The organism is Pseudomonas chlororaphis subsp. aurantiaca (assembly GCF_013466605.1).
GTDB lineage: Bacteria > Pseudomonadota > Gammaproteobacteria > Pseudomonadales > Pseudomonadaceae > Aquipseudomonas > Aquipseudomonas chlororaphis_I.
This window is the reverse complement of record NZ_CP059162.1, coordinates 5,360,899-5,377,409: the sequence shown is the minus strand read 5'-3', so window position 1 is coordinate 5,377,409 and position 16,511 is coordinate 5,360,899. Positions and strand designations below refer to the sequence as shown.

16 protein-coding genes are annotated in these 16,511 nt (G+C 64.4%); 7 read left to right on the top strand and 9 right to left on the bottom strand.

What is annotated here, in order from left to right:
- Positions 1-60 precede the first annotated feature (60 nt).
- On the top strand, positions 61-951 hold the full coding sequence (locus tag H0I86_RS24475) for a helix-turn-helix domain-containing protein (RefSeq protein WP_180922489.1): 891 nt from the start codon (positions 61-63) through the stop codon (positions 949-951).
- 15 nt (positions 952-966) lie between these two features.
- On the opposite strand, the gene H0I86_RS24470 is transcribed toward H0I86_RS24475, so the two are convergent.
- Positions 967-1,143 (bottom strand): hypothetical protein, encoded by a 177-nt coding sequence (locus tag H0I86_RS24470; protein ID WP_009045332.1) that lies wholly within the window; start codon positions 1,141-1,143, stop codon positions 967-969.
- Between the two features lie 138 nt (positions 1,144-1,281).
- Entirely contained in the window at positions 1,282-2,187 is a 906-nt protein-coding gene (locus tag H0I86_RS24465) for a LysR family transcriptional regulator (RefSeq protein WP_037035534.1), read from the bottom strand.
- Positions 2,188-2,317: 130 nt separating this feature from the next.
- On the opposite strand from H0I86_RS24465, the gene H0I86_RS24460 reads away from it, so the two are divergent.
- Both H0I86_RS24460 and H0I86_RS24455 read left to right on the top strand, forming a co-directional pair.
- Complete coding sequence (locus H0I86_RS24460; RefSeq protein WP_180922488.1) at positions 2,318-3,202, top strand: MBL fold metallo-hydrolase; 885 nt, start codon at positions 2,318-2,320, stop codon at positions 3,200-3,202.
- Between the two features lie 76 nt (positions 3,203-3,278).
- Entirely contained in the window at positions 3,279-3,893 is a 615-nt protein-coding gene (locus H0I86_RS24455; RefSeq protein WP_180922487.1) for an NAD(P)-dependent oxidoreductase, read from the top strand.
- Between the two features lie 141 nt (positions 3,894-4,034).
- On the opposite strand, the gene H0I86_RS24450 is transcribed toward H0I86_RS24455, so the two are convergent.
- Entirely contained in the window at positions 4,035-4,916 is an 882-nt protein-coding gene (locus H0I86_RS24450; protein ID WP_180922486.1) for a LysR substrate-binding domain-containing protein, read from the bottom strand.
- Between the two features lie 153 nt (positions 4,917-5,069).
- Between H0I86_RS24450 and H0I86_RS24445 the strand changes: the two genes are divergently transcribed.
- Entirely contained in the window at positions 5,070-6,707 is a 1,638-nt protein-coding gene (locus H0I86_RS24445; RefSeq protein ID WP_180922485.1) for a 5-guanidino-2-oxopentanoate decarboxylase, read from the top strand.
- Positions 6,704-8,152 carry an aldehyde dehydrogenase family protein gene (locus H0I86_RS24440; protein ID WP_180922484.1) on the top strand — a complete coding sequence of 483 codons (1,449 nt, stop codon included), beginning with the start codon at positions 6,704-6,706 and terminating at the stop codon, positions 8,150-8,152. Before H0I86_RS24445 ends, H0I86_RS24440 begins: the two co-directional genes overlap by 4 nt.
- 69 nt (positions 8,153-8,221) lie before the next feature.
- Here H0I86_RS24440 and H0I86_RS24435 read toward each other — a convergent pair whose 3' ends face one another.
- Positions 8,222-9,151 (bottom strand): AraC family transcriptional regulator, encoded by a 930-nt coding sequence (locus H0I86_RS24435; RefSeq protein ID WP_180922483.1) that lies wholly within the window; start codon positions 9,149-9,151, stop codon positions 8,222-8,224.
- 331 nt (positions 9,152-9,482) lie between these two features.
- Between H0I86_RS24435 and H0I86_RS24430 the strand changes: the two genes are divergently transcribed.
- Positions 9,483-9,848: a putative quinol monooxygenase gene (locus H0I86_RS24430; protein WP_180922482.1), complete on the top strand. Its 366-nt coding sequence runs from the start codon at positions 9,483-9,485 to the stop codon at positions 9,846-9,848.
- Positions 9,849-9,857: 9 nt separating this feature from the next.
- On the top strand, positions 9,858-10,130 hold the full coding sequence (locus H0I86_RS24425; RefSeq protein WP_009050509.1) for a hypothetical protein: 273 nt from the start codon (positions 9,858-9,860) through the stop codon (positions 10,128-10,130).
- A gap of 39 nt (positions 10,131-10,169) precedes the next feature.
- Here the strand turns inward: H0I86_RS24425 and H0I86_RS24420 are convergent, their stop codons facing one another.
- The 5 genes from H0I86_RS24420 to mifS all read right to left on the bottom strand — a co-directional run bounded on the left by H0I86_RS24420 (position 10,170) and on the right by mifS (position 16,504).
- Positions 10,170-10,799 (bottom strand): flavin reductase family protein, encoded by a 630-nt coding sequence (locus tag H0I86_RS24420; protein ID WP_180922481.1) that lies wholly within the window; start codon positions 10,797-10,799, stop codon positions 10,170-10,172.
- Positions 10,800-10,942: 143 nt separating this feature from the next.
- Positions 10,943-11,542, bottom strand: a complete 600-nt coding sequence (locus H0I86_RS32590; protein WP_373369373.1) for a hypothetical protein — start codon at positions 11,540-11,542, stop codon at positions 10,943-10,945.
- 273 nt (positions 11,543-11,815) lie between these two features.
- Entirely contained in the window at positions 11,816-13,138 is a 1,323-nt protein-coding gene (locus H0I86_RS24410; protein ID WP_009050506.1) for an MFS transporter, read from the bottom strand.
- 271 nt (positions 13,139-13,409) lie between these two features.
- Positions 13,410-14,744 (bottom strand): two-component system response regulator MifR, encoded by a 1,335-nt coding sequence (gene mifR / locus H0I86_RS24405; protein ID WP_180922480.1) that lies wholly within the window; start codon positions 14,742-14,744, stop codon positions 13,410-13,412.
- Positions 14,738-16,504, bottom strand: coding sequence for a sensor histidine kinase (gene mifS, locus H0I86_RS24400; protein WP_180922479.1), 1,767 nt, complete (start codon positions 16,502-16,504; stop codon positions 14,738-14,740). Before mifS ends, mifR begins: the two co-directional genes overlap by 7 nt.
- Positions 16,505-16,511 lie beyond the last annotated feature (7 nt).

Here is a 16,511-nt window from a genome sequence, read left to right as displayed (position 1 = left end):
CTGTTCATTTCACCAATCGGTGCGATTATCGCCCGTCACCCAGAGGCCTGGATTGCAGTTATGAATAAGCCTGCCTTGCCTTCAATTCCGGTGTTCAAACTCTACGGGGAAAGCCTCGACTGGCCGACGCCGGACCTGCTGCACTGCGAAACCATTTCCAAGCGCAGCCGCGAGCACCATTGGGAAATCAAGCCGCATCGGCATGCCGATCTGTGTCAGCTGCTGTTCGTGCATCGCGGGCAGGCCGAGCTGGAGATCGAAGGCCAGCGCACGCTGCTGGGGGAGTCGGCGCTACAGATCCTGCCGGCCCTGTCGGTGCATGGCTTTCGTTTTTCCGAAGACATCGACGGTTATGTGGTGACCCTGGCGGCGCCCTTGATGGCCCATCTGCAAGCCCAGCTGGGGCACTCGGTGAATGCCCTGGCCGTGGCCGAGAGCTACCCGGCGGGCACCGACGGCGACTACCTGAACAGTCTGTTTGCCGCGTTGCAGAACGAGTACCAGGGGCGTGAGCCGGCGCGGGAAATGCTCATGCATTCGCTGGTCAGCGTGATCATGGTGTGGGTCAGCCGCCAGGCGATCCGGCGCCGCAGCGCCAGCCAGCGGCCGCAGCGGGCACGGGAGTATTTCAATGGGTATATCCAGCTGGTGGAAAACCACTATCGCGAGCATGTGAAGGTCGAGGACCTGGCGCACAAGCTGGGGATTTCCGTTTCCCACCTCAATGGCACCTGCCGTGAACTGGCGGGCCAGCCGGCCCTGCAGATCATGCATGAACGCCAGCTGCTGGAGGCCAAGCGCCTGCTGACCTACACCAGCATGACCATCTACGAGATTTCCGACACCCTGGGGTTTTCCGATCCCACCAACTTCACCCGGTTGTTCCGTCGCCGGGTCGGGATCTCGCCCAAGGCTTTCCGCGACCGCTTGAAGAGCGATCACGAACAGTGACGCCGCGCGCCTGCATCATTTCAGGGAGTTGAGGGTCGCGGTGTGCGGGATGCACTGGTCGACGTTGCAGCTGGCATAGACACGGGGCTGTTGCCGGGCCTGTTCGACGCGATAGGCCGCTGTTCCGTACAGCGCCAGGGTCGCGGTGCAGGTGACGAAAATGGCCAGGTATCTTCTTGTTTTGATGTTCATGGCAAACACCTCTGAACGAATACCCCTGCGCTTGTGGGGGTACTGTTATCAGCATAGATCAGCCATATGGATCAGCCATGGTCGCCGGCCAGGTCGCGGGCAGCGTGTTGACGGGGTATTCAGCGGTCTTATCGGGTTTTAAAGGCCCTTGTCCCACTCCGGCTCCTCGGGGAAACGCAGCACCAGGAAATCCAGCATGCTGCGCAGGGCCGCCGGCATGTGTTTGCGCGAGGCGTAGACCGCGTACATGTTCATTTGCCGGGGTTCGGCATGGGGCAGCAGGCGCACCAGTTCGCCGCTGTGGATATGCACGCCGGCCTGGTAGCTGGGCAGCATGGCCACGCCGGCCCCGGCCATGGTCGCGCGCAACAGGGTGCTGGCTTCGTTGGCGCTGATATTGCCCTGTACCGGTACCGAAACCTGTTCGCCGTCCTGCTCGAAATGCCACAGGCTCTTGCCGAAATAGGAGTGGGTCAGGCAGTTGTGCTGGCTGAGTTCCTCGACCCGTTGTGGTGCCGGGTGCTCGCGCAGATAGGCCGGGGAGGCGCAGATCACCGAGCGGCATACCGTCAGCCGCCGGGCGATCAGGTTCGGGTCCAGGTCGTTGCTGGTACGGATCGCCAGGTCGATGCGCTCGTCCACCAGGTTCACCGTGCGGTCGAGCATCTGCAGGTCGATGCTGACGCCAGGGTAACGCTTGACGTAGGTGGCCATGGCATCGGCCAGCTGGGCCTGGCCGAACGAGGTGCTGACGCTGATGCGCAGCAAGCCGCGGGGCGCGTCGTCGGGTTCGCTGACGGCGGCCTGCATGTCCGTCGACAACTCGAGCATCTGCCGGCAGCGGGGCAGGATCTCGGTGCCCGCCGCGGTCAGGCTCAGCTTGCGGGTGGTGCGATGCATCAGCCGGGCGCCGACCCAGTCCTCCAGCTCCGCCAGATAGCGCGAAACCACCGGCCGCGAGAGGTCCAGGTGGTCGGCGGCGGCCGACTGGCTGCCAAGGTCGACTACGGTGACGAAGACGCGCATTGCTTGAAGACGATCCATGATTTGCCCGCTTTCAGAAACAAACTATGTCCAAGCATCGCATTTTTTGTAACGAGTGCGGCAACTAAGCTTCATCTCCATCGCCACCTACCCATGGCCACTTACGGCCGACAGACCATCGGAGCTGCACATGATCGGATTCACCTCACTCAAGCGCCTGCTGCTGGCGACCGCCACCCTGGGTTTCGCCGCCCATGCCGCCGCCGTCGAGCCGGCCCTGAGCCTGGATGTGTACAACCCGGGTACCGCGGCGATCTTCCCGGTGACTTCGGTGCTGGTCAGCGGCAAGAAGGAAGCGATCCTGGTGGATGCGCAGTTCGGCAAGTCCCAGGCCGAGCAACTGGTGGAAAAGATCCGCGCCAGCGGCAAGCAACTGACCACCATCTACATCAGCCACGGTGACCCGGACTACTACTTCGGCCTGGACACCATCACCCGGGCCTTCCCCAAGGCCAAGGTCGTGGCGTCGCAGCCGACCGTCGAGCACATCAAGGCCACGGTCGACGGCAAGCTCGCGTTCTGGGGCCCGAAAATGGGCGCCGACGTGCCGGCCAAGACCATAGTGCCAAGCGTGCTCGAGGGCCACAGCCTGACCCTGGAAGGGCAGAAGCTGGACATCATCGGCCTGGACGGCAAGCAACCGGACCGCACCTTCGTCTGGATCCCGTCGATCAAGGCGGTCGTCGGTGGTGTGGTGGTGGCGGAAAACATCCATGTGTGGATGGCCGACACCCAGACCGCGCAATCCCACAAGGACTGGCTGACCACCCTGGACACCATCGCCGCGCTGAAACCCCAGACCGTGGTACCGGGCCATTACCTCGGTGAAAGCGCTCGCTCCCTGGCTCCTGTGCGTTTCACCGCCGACTACATCAAGGCCTTCGATGAAGAAACCGCCAAGGCCAAGGACTCCGCCGAACTGATCGCGGCGATGAAAAAGCGTTACCCGGACCTGGGCGAGGACAGCTCCCTGGAGCTGAGCGCCAAGGTCGCCAAGGGCGAAATGAAGTGGTGAATCGACCGTCCCCACGTCTGGCGCGGGGGCATTCCCTGTAAGGCTTTACGTCACTTATCGGAACTGGAGAACTGTCATGAGCAAGATCGCAATCATTGGTGCCACCGGTCGTGCCGGTAGCCAACTGCTGGAAGAAGCCCTGCGTCGTGGTCACAGCGTCACCGCGATTGCCCGTAACCCGGCGAAAATCGGCAATCGCGCCGGTGTGGTGAGCAAGGCGGTCGACGTGCTGGACAGCGCAGCGTTGCAGGCCGCGGTCGCCGGTCACGATGCGGTGATCAGCGCGGCGCACTTTTCCACCATCGCGCCCAAGGCCGTGATCGATCCGGTGAAAAAGGCCGGCGTCAAACGCCTGCTGGTGGTGGGCGGTGCCGGTTCGTTGCTGTTGCCCGACGGTAGCCGGGTGATCGACGCCGCCGGTTTTCCGGATGAGTACAAGGCTGAAGCCAGTGCCGGCAGCGTGTTCCTCGATACCCTGCGCCAGGAGAAAGAGCTGGACTGGACCTTCCTGTCGCCATCGGCGGAGTTCGTCGAAGGCGAGCGCCGGGGGCAGTTGCGCCTCGGCCAGGACCATCTGCTGGTGAGCGCCGAAGGCAAGAGCTGGATCACCTTCGCCGACTACGCCATCGCCATGATCGATGAGCTGGAAACACCGAAGCACTCCCGCCAGCGTTTCACGGTCGGTTACTGAGACGCCTGTAGCCGCTGCCGAAGGCTGCGATCGGCTGCGTAGCAGTCGTAAAACCAGACACCGCGTTTTTGCAGGTACAACGTGTTGACCGGATTACGACCGTTACGTGCTCGATCGCAGGCTGCGCCAGCGGCTACAGGGTTATCGTGCCCGGGCCTGTTCCACCAGCCAGTCCAGCAAGGCCCGCAACTGCGGCGACGGCGCTGACCGGTCGGGGTGGACCAGGTAGTAGCCCAGGCCGGTGCGCACCTTCAATTCAAATGGCATGACCAGCCGCCCGGCGCTCAGGTCTTCGCCGATCAATGCCCAATCGCCAATGGCCATTCCCGTCCCCTGGGAGGCCACCGACATCGCCAGGTCCAGGGTTTCGAAATGCTGGCCCTTGCCGATGTTGTTCAGCACCGTTCCCGAGGCTTTCAACCAGGTATTCCAGTCATGGGTATCCAGGGTCGGATGCAGCAGCATGTGTTGCTGCAGGTCGGCCGGGGTCTTGAGCGGTATCGCCCCTTCGAGCAATGCAGGTGAACACACCGGCGTCAGCTGTTCGTCGAACAGGTGGTAGGCGCCGAGGGTGGCGGGGGGCGGGGCGCCATAGATCACCGCGGCGTCGAACCGTTCGCGGCTGAAGTCCACGCCGTGCTGCACCGTGGTGGTCAGTCGCACGGGCACGTCCGGCCGCTCTTTCTGCCACTGCATCAGGCGCGGCAACAACCAGCGCATCACGCAGGTGGACGCCTTGAGTTGCAGGGTGTCGCGGTTCACCCCGACCTGTTCCACCCCCTCGCTGATCAGGCCGAACACCTGTTCCACCCGTGGTAGCCATTCCCGTCCTTCGCTCGTCAGGCTCAGGCCGCGGGCCTGGCGCTGGAACAAGGCATAACCCAGGTGACTCTCCAGGCCGGCGATCTGCCGGCTCACCGCGCCCTGGGTGATATGCAACTGTTCGGCCGCATGGGTGAAGTTGCAGCAGCGCGCGGTGATCAGAAAGGTGTGCAGCGCGGGCAAGGGCGGGAGGCGTTTCATAAAGGGCCAAGGCATGACGTGAGGACATGGCTAGTATGACTTTTTATCCATTGTTCCCGCTACACGCGACCCGTTCCAATGACGCCTTCCCCGTGCCTGGCCATGCAGCGGCCAGCCAGGCACACCGTATCAAGCGAACAAGAAGGGCAAGACATGGCGACGTGCGGCGAAGTGTTGGTCAAGTTACTCGAAGGTTATGGCGTCGAGCAGGTCTTCGGCATTCCCGGGGTGCACACCGTCGAGCTGTATCGCGGCCTGGCCCGTTCGAGCATCCGGCATGTCACGCCGCGTCACGAGCAGGGCGCCGGATTCATGGCCGACGGTTATGCCCGCACCAGCGGCAAGCCGGGGGTGTGCTTCATTATCACCGGCCCGGGGATGACCAACATCACCACCGCCATGGGCCAGGCCTATGCCGACTCGATTCCGATGCTGGTGATCTCCAGCGTGCAGTCGCGCAGCCAGCTCGGCGGCGGTCGCGGCAAGCTGCACGAACTGCCGAACCAGGGCGCCCTGGTGGGTGGCGTGGCGGCGTTCTCCCATACTCTGATGTCCGCGGCGGAACTGCCGGGCGTGCTGGCCCGCGCCTTCGCGCTGTTCCAGGCTGGCCGCCCGCGCCCGGTGCACATCGAAATCCCCCTCGACGTGCTGGTGGAGGAGGCCGATGAGCTGCTCGACAGCGAGCCGGTGAGCATCGCCCGGGCCGGCGCCGAGCCCGCCGCGATAGCCCGGATGAGCCAGTTGCTGGCGGGCGCCCGGCGCCCGCTGATCCTCGCCGGTGGCGGCGCGATCGATGCCGCCGCGTCCCTGACCCGCCTCGCCGAATTGCTCCAGGCCCCCGTGGCCCTGACCATCAATGCCAAGGGCATGCTGCCGTCGCGGCACCCGCTGCTGATCGGTTCGACCCAGTCGCTGGTGGCGACCCGCGCCCTGGTGGCCGATGCCGACGTGGTCCTGGCCATCGGCACCGAACTGGCCGAAACCGACTACGACGTGACCTTCGCCGGTGGCTTCGAGATTCCGGGCGCCCTGCTGCGCATCGACATCGACCCTGACCAGACCGTGCGCAACTACCCGCCGAAAGTGGCGCTGGTGGCCGACGCGCACAGCGCAACAGAGGCCCTGCTGGCCGAACTGGGCAAACAATCGCTGAGCGAGCGCGACACTGCCTGGGGCACGGCCCGCGCCGCTGCCTTGCGCAACGCTCTGGAGCAGCAGTGGGACGCGCCGACACGGGCGCAGACGCTGTTCCTCGAAACCGTAGTGCAGGAGTTGCCCGAGATCGTCATCGTCGGCGACTCCACGCAGCCGGTGTACAGCGGCAACCTGACCTTCAACCCCGAGCGTCCGCGCCGCTGGTTCAACTCCTCGACCGGCTACGGCACCTTGGGTTATGCCTTGCCGGCGGCGATCGGCGCCTGGCTCGGCGGTGCTTCCGAGCGCAATGCCCGGGGGCCGGTGGCGTGCCTGATCGGCGACGGCGGCCTGCAGTTCACCCTGTCGGAACTGGCCTGCGCGGTGGAAGCGCGCACACCGGTCATCGTGCTGCTGTGGAATAACCAGGGCTATGAAGAGATCAAGAAATACATGGTCAACCGCGACATCGAGCCGGTGGGCGTGGACATCTACACGCCGGACTTCGTCGGCGTGGCCAAGGCCCTGGGCTGCGCCGCCCAGGCCATCGACAGCGTCGACGGATTGCGCGATGCGCTGCGCACGGCCAGCGATCGCCAGGGCCCGACCCTGATCGAAATCGACCAGGCCGGCTGGATGCGGGCGGTGCAAGCATGAGCCAGGCAAACCTGTTGAACGGCCTCTACATCGACGGTCAGTGGCGTGCCGGCAGCGAACGGCTGCCAGTGATCAATCCCTCCACCGAAGAACCATTGGCGCTGGTCGCTGGCGGCGACCGGCACAGCGTCGAGCAGGCGGTGACGGCCGCCCAGGCCGGGCTGGCGCAGTGGGCCGCGGCCAGCGGTGCCGAGCGTGGCGCGGTGTTGCGGCGGATCGCCGCCGGGGTCGCCGAGCGCCGTGAGCGCCTGATGCACCTGCAGTCGAGCAACAACGGCAAGCCGCAATTCGAAGCGGCCATCGACGTCGACGATGTGATTGCCACCTTCGAGTACTACGCGGGGCTGGCCGAGGGCCTGGATGCCGCCCAGGACCGTGACGTGCCGTTGCCCAGCGATGATTTCAGCGCCCGTGTGCGGCGTGAACCCTGTGGCGTGGTCGGCCTGATCGTGCCCTGGAATTTCCCGATGGTCACCACCGCCTGGAAGCTCGCGCCGGCCCTGGCCGCCGGTTGCAGCGTGGTGCTCAAGCCCTCGGAAGTCACGCCGCTGCCGGAGCTGGAACTGGCGGCGATCATCGACCGGAGCGGCCTGCCCAAGGGTGTGTTCAACCTGGTCTGCGGCACCGGACTGGCGGTGGGCGCGCCGCTGGCGGCCGATCCACGGGTGGCGAAAATTTCCTTCACCGGCAGCAATGCGGTCGGGGTCCAGGTCATGCAGCGCGCGGCGGAGACGGTCAAGGGCGTGAGCCTGGAACTGGGTGGCAAATCTTCGCTGCTGGTGCTGGCGGATGCCGATCTCGAACTGGCGGTGGAGCTGGCCTGTGGCGGCGGTTTTTTCAACGCCGGGCAGATGTGCTCCGCCACCAGCCGGGTGCTGGTGGCCGACGAACTGGCCGACGAGTTCTTGCTGCGTCTCAAGGCGCGGGCCGAGGCGATTCGGGTGGCGGACCCTTTCGATCCGGAGGTGGAGATGGGCGCGCTGGTCAACCAGGCGCAATACCAGCGAGTGCTGGGCCATATCGATCGCGGGCTGAGTGCCGGGGCCAAGCTGGTATGTGGCGGCGAGCGTCCGGCGGACCGCGCGCGCGGCTTTTTTATACGGCCGACCCTTTTCACCGAAGTGCCCCTCGACAGCGCGCTGTGGCGTGAGGAGATCTTTGGTCCGGTGCTCTGCGTGCGCAGTTTCGCCAGCGAGGTCGAGGCCATCGCGCTGGCCAACGACAGCGAGTTTGGCCTGGTGGCCAGTGTGGTCAGCAGCGATGTAGAGAGCGCCGAGCGGGTCGCCAATGCCCTGCAGGCCGGGCTGGTATGGATCAACGCACCGCAGGTGATCTTCCCGCAGACCGCCTGGGGCGGCTACAAGCAGAGCAGCATCGGCCGCGAGCTGGGGCCTTGGGGATTGCAGGCGTTCCAGGAGATCAAGCACGTGGTTCGCGCGCGCTGAATCACGCAAAAAAACACCCCATGTCTGGCCTGGAGGCATGGGGTCTTCAATTTTCGCTCATTGCGTCAGTCAGACGCTGCTGCGCAGGCGCGCCATGTCCCGCAGCGGCGGGGCGCCGAACTGGCGGCTGTATTCGCGGCTGAACTGCGAGGGGCTTTCGTAGCCGACCCGGTAACCGGCGGCGGACGCCTCCAGCCCCTCGGTCAGCATCAGGCGCCGGGCTTCCTGCAGGCGCAGTTGCTTCTGATACTGCAAGGGGCTCATGGCGGTCATGGCCTTGAAGCGGTGGTGCAGGGTCGACACACTGAGGTTCACCCCGCGCGCCAGATCGTCGATGCGCAGCGGTTGCTCGTAGTTGCTGTTCAGCCATTTGATGGCCTGGCTGACCCGATGGCCCTGGCTGTTGGCGATGGCGATCTCATACAGCCGGTGGCCCTGGGGGCTGCGCAGCAGCCGGTAGAGAATTTCCCGACGAATCAGCGGCGCGAGCATGGCGATGTCTTTGGGCGTAGCCAGCAGGCGGGTCAGGCGCAGCACGGCGTCGAGCATCGGCGTATCCAGGCGTTCCACATACAGGCCGCGGCCGACCGGACGGTTCGGCACCCCCAGCGGCCCGGCATCGGCAATCAGCGTGCTGATCTCGGCCGGGTCGATGTCCAGGCGCAGGGCCAGGACCGGCTCCAGCGGCGAGACATCGGCCAGGCGCCCGCTCAATGGCATGGAAACCGAGACCACCAGGTAGTTGAGCGGATCGTAGTTGAACTCTTCGTCGGCCAGCCGTACTTCCTTGCGACCCTGGGCCATGATGCACAGGGCCGGCTGGGCCAGCACCGAGGCGAAATCGTGGGAGTGGCTGTAGCGCGAGACGAACAGCGACTGGATCGCCGTGGCGTAGCTGCCGTCTTCGCCGGTGTTGCGCGCAATGATCCCGGCCAGCTCCGCCCGCTGTTTTTCCATTTCCGCATCCAGTGGCGGCTGCTGGGTTTCGAGCGATGACATGAAGGCCCCTCCGGGAAGATTGCGAATGGCCACAGCTTAAATTTGTGCAAGCGCCAGGGGTAGGCGAATCCTGCGTAAATCTTGCCTGATCCTGCCACACGTGCGCGCGTGAACAGAGCCGAGTCCTGCGCGCGGGCTGTCACTTGCTTGAAACAACGGTGTGGTTTTTTTTCGCAGCCAGGTCCGGACTCGGTGTTGTCAAACCAGGTTCGCAGGATTGTGCAATACGCTGGCAGGAATCGACTAACGACCGTTGCGCCGGGCGCTTACTCTTGGATCCTGTCGCAGCCCGTCCCATGGCTGCCTCGACACCACCCTGGGAGGGTCGCCCATGTCCACGCATATTCCCGTCAGCCACATGGCATTCGTTCGCGCCCGCGCCGGGCGTTCAACCGAGTTGGGTGCTCGCTTGAGCAGCCTGATCGAACCATCCCGCCAGGCCAAAGGTTGCCTGCAGTTCGCCTTGCAGCATTCGCAGTGCGACGCTGACTTGTGGCTGGTTTCCGGATTCTGGAGCAGCCAGCAGGCGATGACCGATTACTTCTGTTCTCCGGCCATGGCGATATTCGCCGAGCTGGTCCAGGACCTGGTGGTCAACAGCCTGGATTTCCATACCTTCCGCGACGTCTCGGCGGCCCAGGCCGAAGGCGAGTACGCGCAACTGAACCGGGCACCGGTACACCAGCTGGCCAGCTGAGGGTTTAGAATGGCCGACTTTCCATTGGCCAGGACCAGCAACATGGCACGTAAAGAGTTTGCAGCATACGAAGCGGTTTCCGCCGTGGTTCCAGGTGAAGGGGGCTACAGCGCCGCCATCGCGGTCAAGGCCCTGGGTGGTTCGGGGGCGCCGCGCTTTCACAAAATTCTGGACGACCAGAAATTCAAGACCGCCCACGACGCCGACCAGGCTGCCGCGCAGAAGCTTGAGCAGTTGATCGACGTGAACGAAGACGGCGAACTGGCCTGGGCAACGGCCTGATCCAGGTTGCTGATCTGAGAAGCTGGCTGATCTGAAAAACTACCTGACCGCCCCCGGGCGGAACATCTTGAACAAGGCCTCTGGCCCCAGTTGGAAATAATCCGCCGGCCCGCCGCCGCGCAGAATCGGTTCTGCCGCGGCGGTGTCGTATATCCCATCCTTGAGCAGCCACGTGGCGATATGCACGGCGACCACTTCGCCGAGGATCAGCCAGCTGGGCACCAACTCCTGATCCGCGCGCTGCAGTTGAATGATCTGGGTGACCTTGCACTCGAAGGACACCGGGCTTTCGGCTACCCGCGGCACAGCAATCACTTTCGAGGCCACGGGCGTCAGCCCCGCCAGTTCGAACTCGTTGACCTCGGCCGATACGGCGGCGCAGCTCTGGTTCATCTGCTCGGCCAGCGGGCGGGTGGCGAGGTTCCAGGCGAACTCGCCGGTCTGCTCGATGTTGTTCAGGCTGTCTTTGCGACCGACGCTGGAGAAACCGATGATCGGTGGAATGTAATTGAAGGCGTTGAAAAAACTGTAGGGCGCCAGGTTCAGCCGGCCTTGCAGGTCCTGGGAGGAAATCCAGCCGATCGGCCGCGGGCCGACGATGGCATTGAACGGATCATGGGGCAGGCCGTGGCCCTGGGCGGGTTCGTAGTAATGAATGTCTTCGGACATGACAGGCTCTTGCGCGGACAAAGAGGGAAGGTCGCCATAGTGCAAGCCATTGAAAGTGAATGCCAGCCTTGCGGCGCGCGGTTTTCCCCGGGCCAGAAACAACCAGGCCCGGCCGAAGCCGGGCTGCGGGGCATCCCTGGGGGTTAACCGATAGCGGCTGCAGTCCCGGTGCGATCGAAGCCGTCGGCAGCGATTGCGTCAGCGGTACCGGTGCGATCGGAACCATCGGAGGCGACTGCGCCAGCGGTACCGGTGTGATCGAAACCATCGGAGGCGACTGCGCCAGCGGTACCGGTGTGATCGAAACCATCGGAGGCGACTGCGTCAGCGGTGCCAGTGTGATCGAAGCCATCGGCAGCGATAGCGGCGGCGGTACCGGTACGATCGAAACCGTCGGAAGCCAGGCTGGCGCTGGCCGAGCTGCCCGAGGCGAAAGTGGCCGAGCCGGTGCGGTCGTAACCATCGGCGGCGAAGGTGTTGGCAGCCAGTACGGAAAGGGTCAGGGCGAGGATCAGTTTGCTTTTCATGATGGTCACTCCAGGTTCGTTGACGTTTTGTGCAGTGGGTGTGAAATGGATACTACGCCAGTTAATTTGATTAAAAAGCGCAAATAAATGCTTAAAAATATCGATTAAATCGATGCTTTTGGCGTCAGGAACCACTGCATAAAACCGCTTTGCTGCTTCTACCGCGTTTGACGCGCCGACACCGATTTCGATGGAGGCAGGATGCGGGCAGGGCATTAACCGATCATTAACCTGTCCGGGCCGTCGAAATATCGTGATCAACGGTTTGATTGGTGGGGGCGGGAATGCTGTTGGCGATGAGTGCAGGAGGGCTTGCTACGTGAGCTGGAGGGCGGGTCTTGATCGTTGAGCGGGCGGTGTTGCGGTGATCGCGGGCGGGCAAGTCGGATCGACGCCCGCTCGCTCCTGCAGACGCACGCTTGCTCGCGATGGATTTTTACCTGACACGACAGCGCGAGGGCCTTGCACCCTCGCGCTTTTTTTAGCCGGTCAGTCAGTCTCGATCCGCGAGTGTTTGCGGGTGTCTTTCATGGTGATGTAGACCAGCAGCGACACGGCGATGCAGGCGGTGACATACCAGTAGTAACCAGTTTCCATGCCAACGCTCTTGAACCACAGCGCGATGTATTCGGCGGTGCCGCCAAAGATCGACACGGTCAGCGCGTAGGGCAGACCCACGCCCAGGGCGCGGATTTCGGTCGGGAACAGCTCGGCCTTGACCACCGCGTTGATTGAGGTGTAGCCGCTGACGATGATCAGCGCCGCCATGATCAGGAAGAACGCGCCCCACCAGCTCTGGATGGTGTGCAGGGTCGTGAGGATCGGCACGGTGAAAAGAGTGCCGAGGATGCCGAAGGCGATCAGGATCGGCCGTCGGCCGATCTTGTCCGACAGCGCGCCGATCACCGGCTGCAGGCACATGAACAGGAACAGGGTCGCCGCGGAAATGGTGGTGGAGTCGGAGATGCTCATGCCGACGGTGTTCACCAGGTATTTCTGCATGTAGGTGGTGTAGGTGTAGAAGGCCAGGGTGCCGCCCATGGTCAGGCCGACCACGGTCATCAGCTCTTTCGGATGACGCATCAGGGTGCGCATCAGGCTTTCTTTCGGCTTTTCCTTCTTCTTGGTGAAGGACTCGGTTTCTTCCATGCCGCGACGCAGGTACAGCGCGACGATTGCGCACAGGGCGCCGATGCCGAAGGGAATGCGCCAGCCCCAGGATTGCAGCTCTTCGGTGGTCAGCACGTTCTGCAGCACGATCAGCACCGCCAGGGCGATGAGCTGGCCGGAGATCAGGGTCACGTACTGGAAGCTGGAGAAGAAGCCACGACGTTCCTTGGTCGCCATCTCGCTGAGGTAGGTGGCCGAGGTACCGTATTCGCCGCCGACCGACAGGCCTTGCATCAGGCGCGCCAGGACCAGCAGGATCGGGGCGCCGACGCCGATGGTTTCGTAGCCGGGAGTCAGGGCGATGATCAGGGAGCCGAAGCACATCAGCAGTACCGAGGCCATCAATGCGGCCTTGCGGCCCTTGCGGTCAGCGTAGAGCCCCATCAGCCAGCCGCCGATCGGGCGCATCAGGAAGCCCACGGCGAAGATCGCGGCGGTGTTGAGCAGTTGCGCGGTGGTGTCGCCCTTGGGGAAGAAGACTTTGGCGAAGTACAGGGAGAAGGCGGCGTAGACGTACCAGTCGTACCACTCGACCATGTTGCCGACCGAACCGCTGAAGATCGATTTCAGGCGGCTGGCGGTGGTCTTTTCTTTGGCAGGCGCAGCTGCCGCCCCAAGAGGCAGGGTTTGCGAGTTATCCATGACGGATCCTTCATTTAATTGTTTTTGTGGAGCGCGCCGAAACGCAGCCTGCAGGGGCTATAGCAGGAGCTGTGCCAGGAATCGAGAGGCCCGGTTTAGAAGGGTCTGGAGATTTCGATGAGCGGAAATCCGCTCATTACTGGAAGGGTATGAGCGGAAAGTCGCCGATCGAGCGGTGTTTGTGAGGACGCCATCGCGGGCAAGCTGACTGATCCGTAGGAGCGAGGCTTGCCCGCGATGGCGTCAGAAGGTGCAACACAATTCTTGAACTTCACTCTTCCCCGAGAAACATCTCCCGCACCAGCCCATGGCGCTGCATCTTTTCATTGAAGGTGCGACGCGGTAGTTGCAGCTCAACGAGCACTGCCTTGATGTCGCCCTTGTGCCGGATCAGCGCGGCCCGCAGGCATTGCGCCTCGAAGGCTTCCTGCTGCGCCGCCAGGGACTGGCCGGGGTCGATGGCTTCCGGCTCGGGCTCGCCCAGGCCGAGCACCTGGCGTTCGGCGACGTTGGCCAGTTCGCGCACGTTGCCCGGCCAGTCGTGGCTGAGCAGGCGGCTCAACTGCGCTCCGCTCAGGGGCGAGACGCCGCGGCCCAGACGCTCGGCGGCGGCGTGGGCGAAGTGTTCGTACAGCAGCGGAATGTCCTCGCGCCGGTCGCGCAAGGGCGGCAGGCGCAGCTGCGCGACGTTCAGGCGGTAGGCCAGGTCTTCGCGAAAGCGCCCGGCGCGGGCTTCGTCCAGCAAGTCCGGCTTGGTCGCGGCAATGATCCGCAGATCCACGGCAATGCTCTGGTTGGAACCCAGTCGCTCGAGCTTTTGTTCCTGCAGCACCCGCAGCAGCTTGACCTGCTGGGCCAGTGGCATGCTTTCGATCTCGTCGAGGAACAGGGTGCCGCCGTCGGCGTATTCCAGCTTGCCGATGCGCTTGCCCTGGGCACCGGTAAAGGCGCCGCTTTCATGGCCGAACAGCTCGGCTTCGAACAGCTGCTCGGGGATCGCCGCGCAGTTCAGGGCGACAAAGGGCTTGTCGGCGCGCGGCCCGAAATCATGCAGGCAGCGGGCGACCAGTTCCTTGCCGCTGCCGGTCTCGCCGCGGATCAGCACGTTGACCGGCAGCGCGGCCAGGTCGACTACCTGGCGCCGCAGGGTCTGCAAGGCGCGGGATACGCCGAGCAGGGTGGAGTCGATTTTCTCCCGGGTATCGGCCTGTTCGTGCAGGCGCCGGTTCTCCAGGACCAGGCCGCGCTTGTCCAGGGCCCGACGCAGGCTGCTCAGCAAGGTTTCCGGGCTGAAGGGTTTCTCCAGGAAGTCATAGGCGCCGTCGCGCATCGCTTCCACCGCCATCGGCACGTCGCCGTGGCCGGTCAGCAGGATCACCGGCAGGTCGGGATCACGCTGCTGCACCTCTTTGAGCAGCTCCAGGCCGCTGATGCCGGGCATGCGCACGTCGCTGAGGATCACCCCGGGGAAGTCCCTGGGCAGCCGGGCCAGGCAGTCCTCGGCGCGACTGAACAGCTGCACCTCGAAGCCCGACAGGCTCAGCCATTGTTCGACGGCGGTGCGAATACTGGCTTCGTCGTCGACCAGCATCACCGAATTCAACATGGGATATGCGCCTCCAGGTCGATGGGCAGGCTCAGGGTGAAGATCGCGCCCTGGCCTTGATTGCCGGCGCTCAGGCGCCCGCCCAGTTCGTGGACGATAGCGTAGGACACCGCCAGGCCCAGGCCCAGGCCGTCGCCCACCGGCTTGGTGGTGAAGAACGGATCGAAGACGTTCGGCAAGTGTTCTTCGGCGATGCCGCCACCGCTGTCGATGACGCTCAGGTTCCACAGCTGCTGGTCGGCTTCGAGGCGGATTTCCAGGTGCTTGAGGGGCTTGTCGTGCATGGCGTCCAGGGCATTGCGCAGCAGGTTGATCAGCACCTGCTCCAGGCGTATGGCATCGCCGCGGACCCAGGCCGGGCGCGTCAGTTGCAGGCGCGTGTCGACCTGTTCGTCGCGCAGCCGGGTGTCCAGCAGTTGCAGGGCCTGATCGACCACCGCCGCCAGGTCCAGGCGTTCGCGCAGGCCGCTGGGGCTCTTGCGGGCGAAGGTTTTCAGGTGGCCGGTGAGGCTGGCCATGCGGGTCAGCATGTCGTCCAGAGGTTTCAGGGCCTGGTAGGCCTCGTCGACCCGCCCATGATCGAGCAGCAGACGCAGGGTGGCCAGCTGCATGCGCTGGGTGGTCAGCGGCTGGTTGATTTCGTGGGCCAGGGCCGCGGACATCTGCCCCAGGGCCGCCAGCTTGGCCGATTGCACCAGGCCGTCCTGGGCGGTGCGCAGGTCGCGGGTGCGCTCCTCGACCAGGCGTTCGAGCTCTTCGCGGCTGCGCTGGCGCAGCCTGGCCAGGCGCCAGCGCTGGTTGAGGAACAGCAGCAGGAATACCAGGGTCAGCCAGGCGCCGGCGGCGGCCAGGCCGGCGTTGCGTCGGTCCTCGAAGGCGATCTGCGGACGGCGCAGCAGGTGCAGGGTCCAACCTTCGGTGGCCAGGGGCAGGGACTCCCACAGATAGTCGACGCTGCCGTCCGGGCCCTCGACCCGGGTCAGCGTGCTGTCGTCGTCAAAGCGCCGCAGCGGCCGATGTTCGAGCGGGGTCAGCAATTGTTTGTCGTACTGCCGGGTGGCCTTGAGTTCGGCGCGGTCGCTGTCCGATAGCGGGCGCAACTGGCGATAACGCCAGCCCGGCTGGTTGGCGATGAACACGATGCCACGGGCATCGCTGACCAGCAGGGTGTCGTTGCCCTGGCTCCATTCGCGCTCCAGTTCGGGGAATTCCAATTTCACCACCATGGCGCCGAGGAACTGCTCCTGCTCGTCCTTGACTGCGCTGGAGAGAAAATAGCCGGGAATGCCGCTGGTGACGCCCACCGCATAGAAGCGTCCGCTGCCCTGGCTGCGGGTCTGGCTGAAGTAGGGGCGAAAGCCGTAGTTGTGCCCGACGTAGCTGCTGGGCAGGCGCCAGTTGCTGGCGGCCACGGCGAGGCCGGTGTGGTCCAGCAGCTCCAGGGTGGAGGAGCGGGCGGCGCCGTTGATCCGTTCCAGTTTGCGGTTCAGGGCGTCCTGCTGCTCCGGGCCGACCGGACCCTTGAGCGCCGAGCGCAGTTCCGGGTCCAGCGCCAGCACGGCGGGCAGGGCGCGGTAACGCTCGATCAGGGTATGCAGGGAGTTGGCGTACAACGCCAGTTGCTCGCTGGCGCGGGCGGCATCGTCTTCCAGCGCCTGACGTTCGGCATGGCGCATGGCGAAGGTCGCGCTGACCATGGCGCCGGCCAGAATCGCCAGGGTATAGAAGGTCAAGCGCAGCGGGCGGGAGATCTGGACCATGAGTCAA

Excerpts from the sequence above, each read along its gene's own strand:
- mifS (WP_180922479.1), bottom strand. The coding sequence starts at position 16,504 with ATGGTCCAGATCTCCCGCCCGCTGCGCTTGACCTTCTATACCCTGGCG.
- mifR (WP_180922480.1), bottom strand. The coding sequence starts at position 14,744 with ATGTTGAATTCGGTGATGCTGGTCGACGACGAAGCCAGTATTCGCACC.
- H0I86_RS24420 (WP_180922481.1), bottom strand. The coding sequence starts at position 10,799 with ATGTCCGAAGACATTCATTACTACGAACCCGCCCAGGGCCACGGCCTG.
- H0I86_RS32590 (WP_373369373.1), bottom strand. The coding sequence starts at position 11,542 with ATGCCCTGCCCGCATCCTGCCTCCATCGAAATCGGTGTCGGCGCGTCA.
- H0I86_RS24460 (WP_180922488.1), top strand. The coding sequence starts at position 2,318 with ATGATCGGATTCACCTCACTCAAGCGCCTGCTGCTGGCGACCGCCACC.
- H0I86_RS24450 (WP_180922486.1), bottom strand. The coding sequence starts at position 4,916 with ATGAAACGCCTCCCGCCCTTGCCCGCGCTGCACACCTTTCTGATCACC.
- H0I86_RS24410 (WP_009050506.1), bottom strand. The coding sequence starts at position 13,138 with ATGGATAACTCGCAAACCCTGCCTCTTGGGGCGGCAGCTGCGCCTGCC.
- H0I86_RS24455 (WP_180922487.1), top strand. The coding sequence starts at position 3,279 with ATGAGCAAGATCGCAATCATTGGTGCCACCGGTCGTGCCGGTAGCCAA.
- H0I86_RS24430 (WP_180922482.1), top strand. The coding sequence starts at position 9,483 with ATGTCCACGCATATTCCCGTCAGCCACATGGCATTCGTTCGCGCCCGC.
- H0I86_RS24465 (WP_037035534.1), bottom strand. The coding sequence starts at position 2,187 with ATGGATCGTCTTCAAGCAATGCGCGTCTTCGTCACCGTAGTCGACCTT.
- H0I86_RS24440 (WP_180922484.1), top strand. The coding sequence starts at position 6,704 with ATGAGCCAGGCAAACCTGTTGAACGGCCTCTACATCGACGGTCAGTGG.
- H0I86_RS24435 (WP_180922483.1), bottom strand. The coding sequence starts at position 9,151 with ATGTCATCGCTCGAAACCCAGCAGCCGCCACTGGATGCGGAAATGGAA.
- H0I86_RS24445 (WP_180922485.1), top strand. The coding sequence starts at position 5,070 with ATGGCGACGTGCGGCGAAGTGTTGGTCAAGTTACTCGAAGGTTATGGC.
- H0I86_RS24475 (WP_180922489.1), top strand. The coding sequence starts at position 61 with ATGAATAAGCCTGCCTTGCCTTCAATTCCGGTGTTCAAACTCTACGGG.
- H0I86_RS24425 (WP_009050509.1), top strand. The coding sequence starts at position 9,858 with ATGGCCGACTTTCCATTGGCCAGGACCAGCAACATGGCACGTAAAGAG.
- H0I86_RS24470 (WP_009045332.1), bottom strand. The coding sequence starts at position 1,143 with ATGAACATCAAAACAAGAAGATACCTGGCCATTTTCGTCACCTGCACC.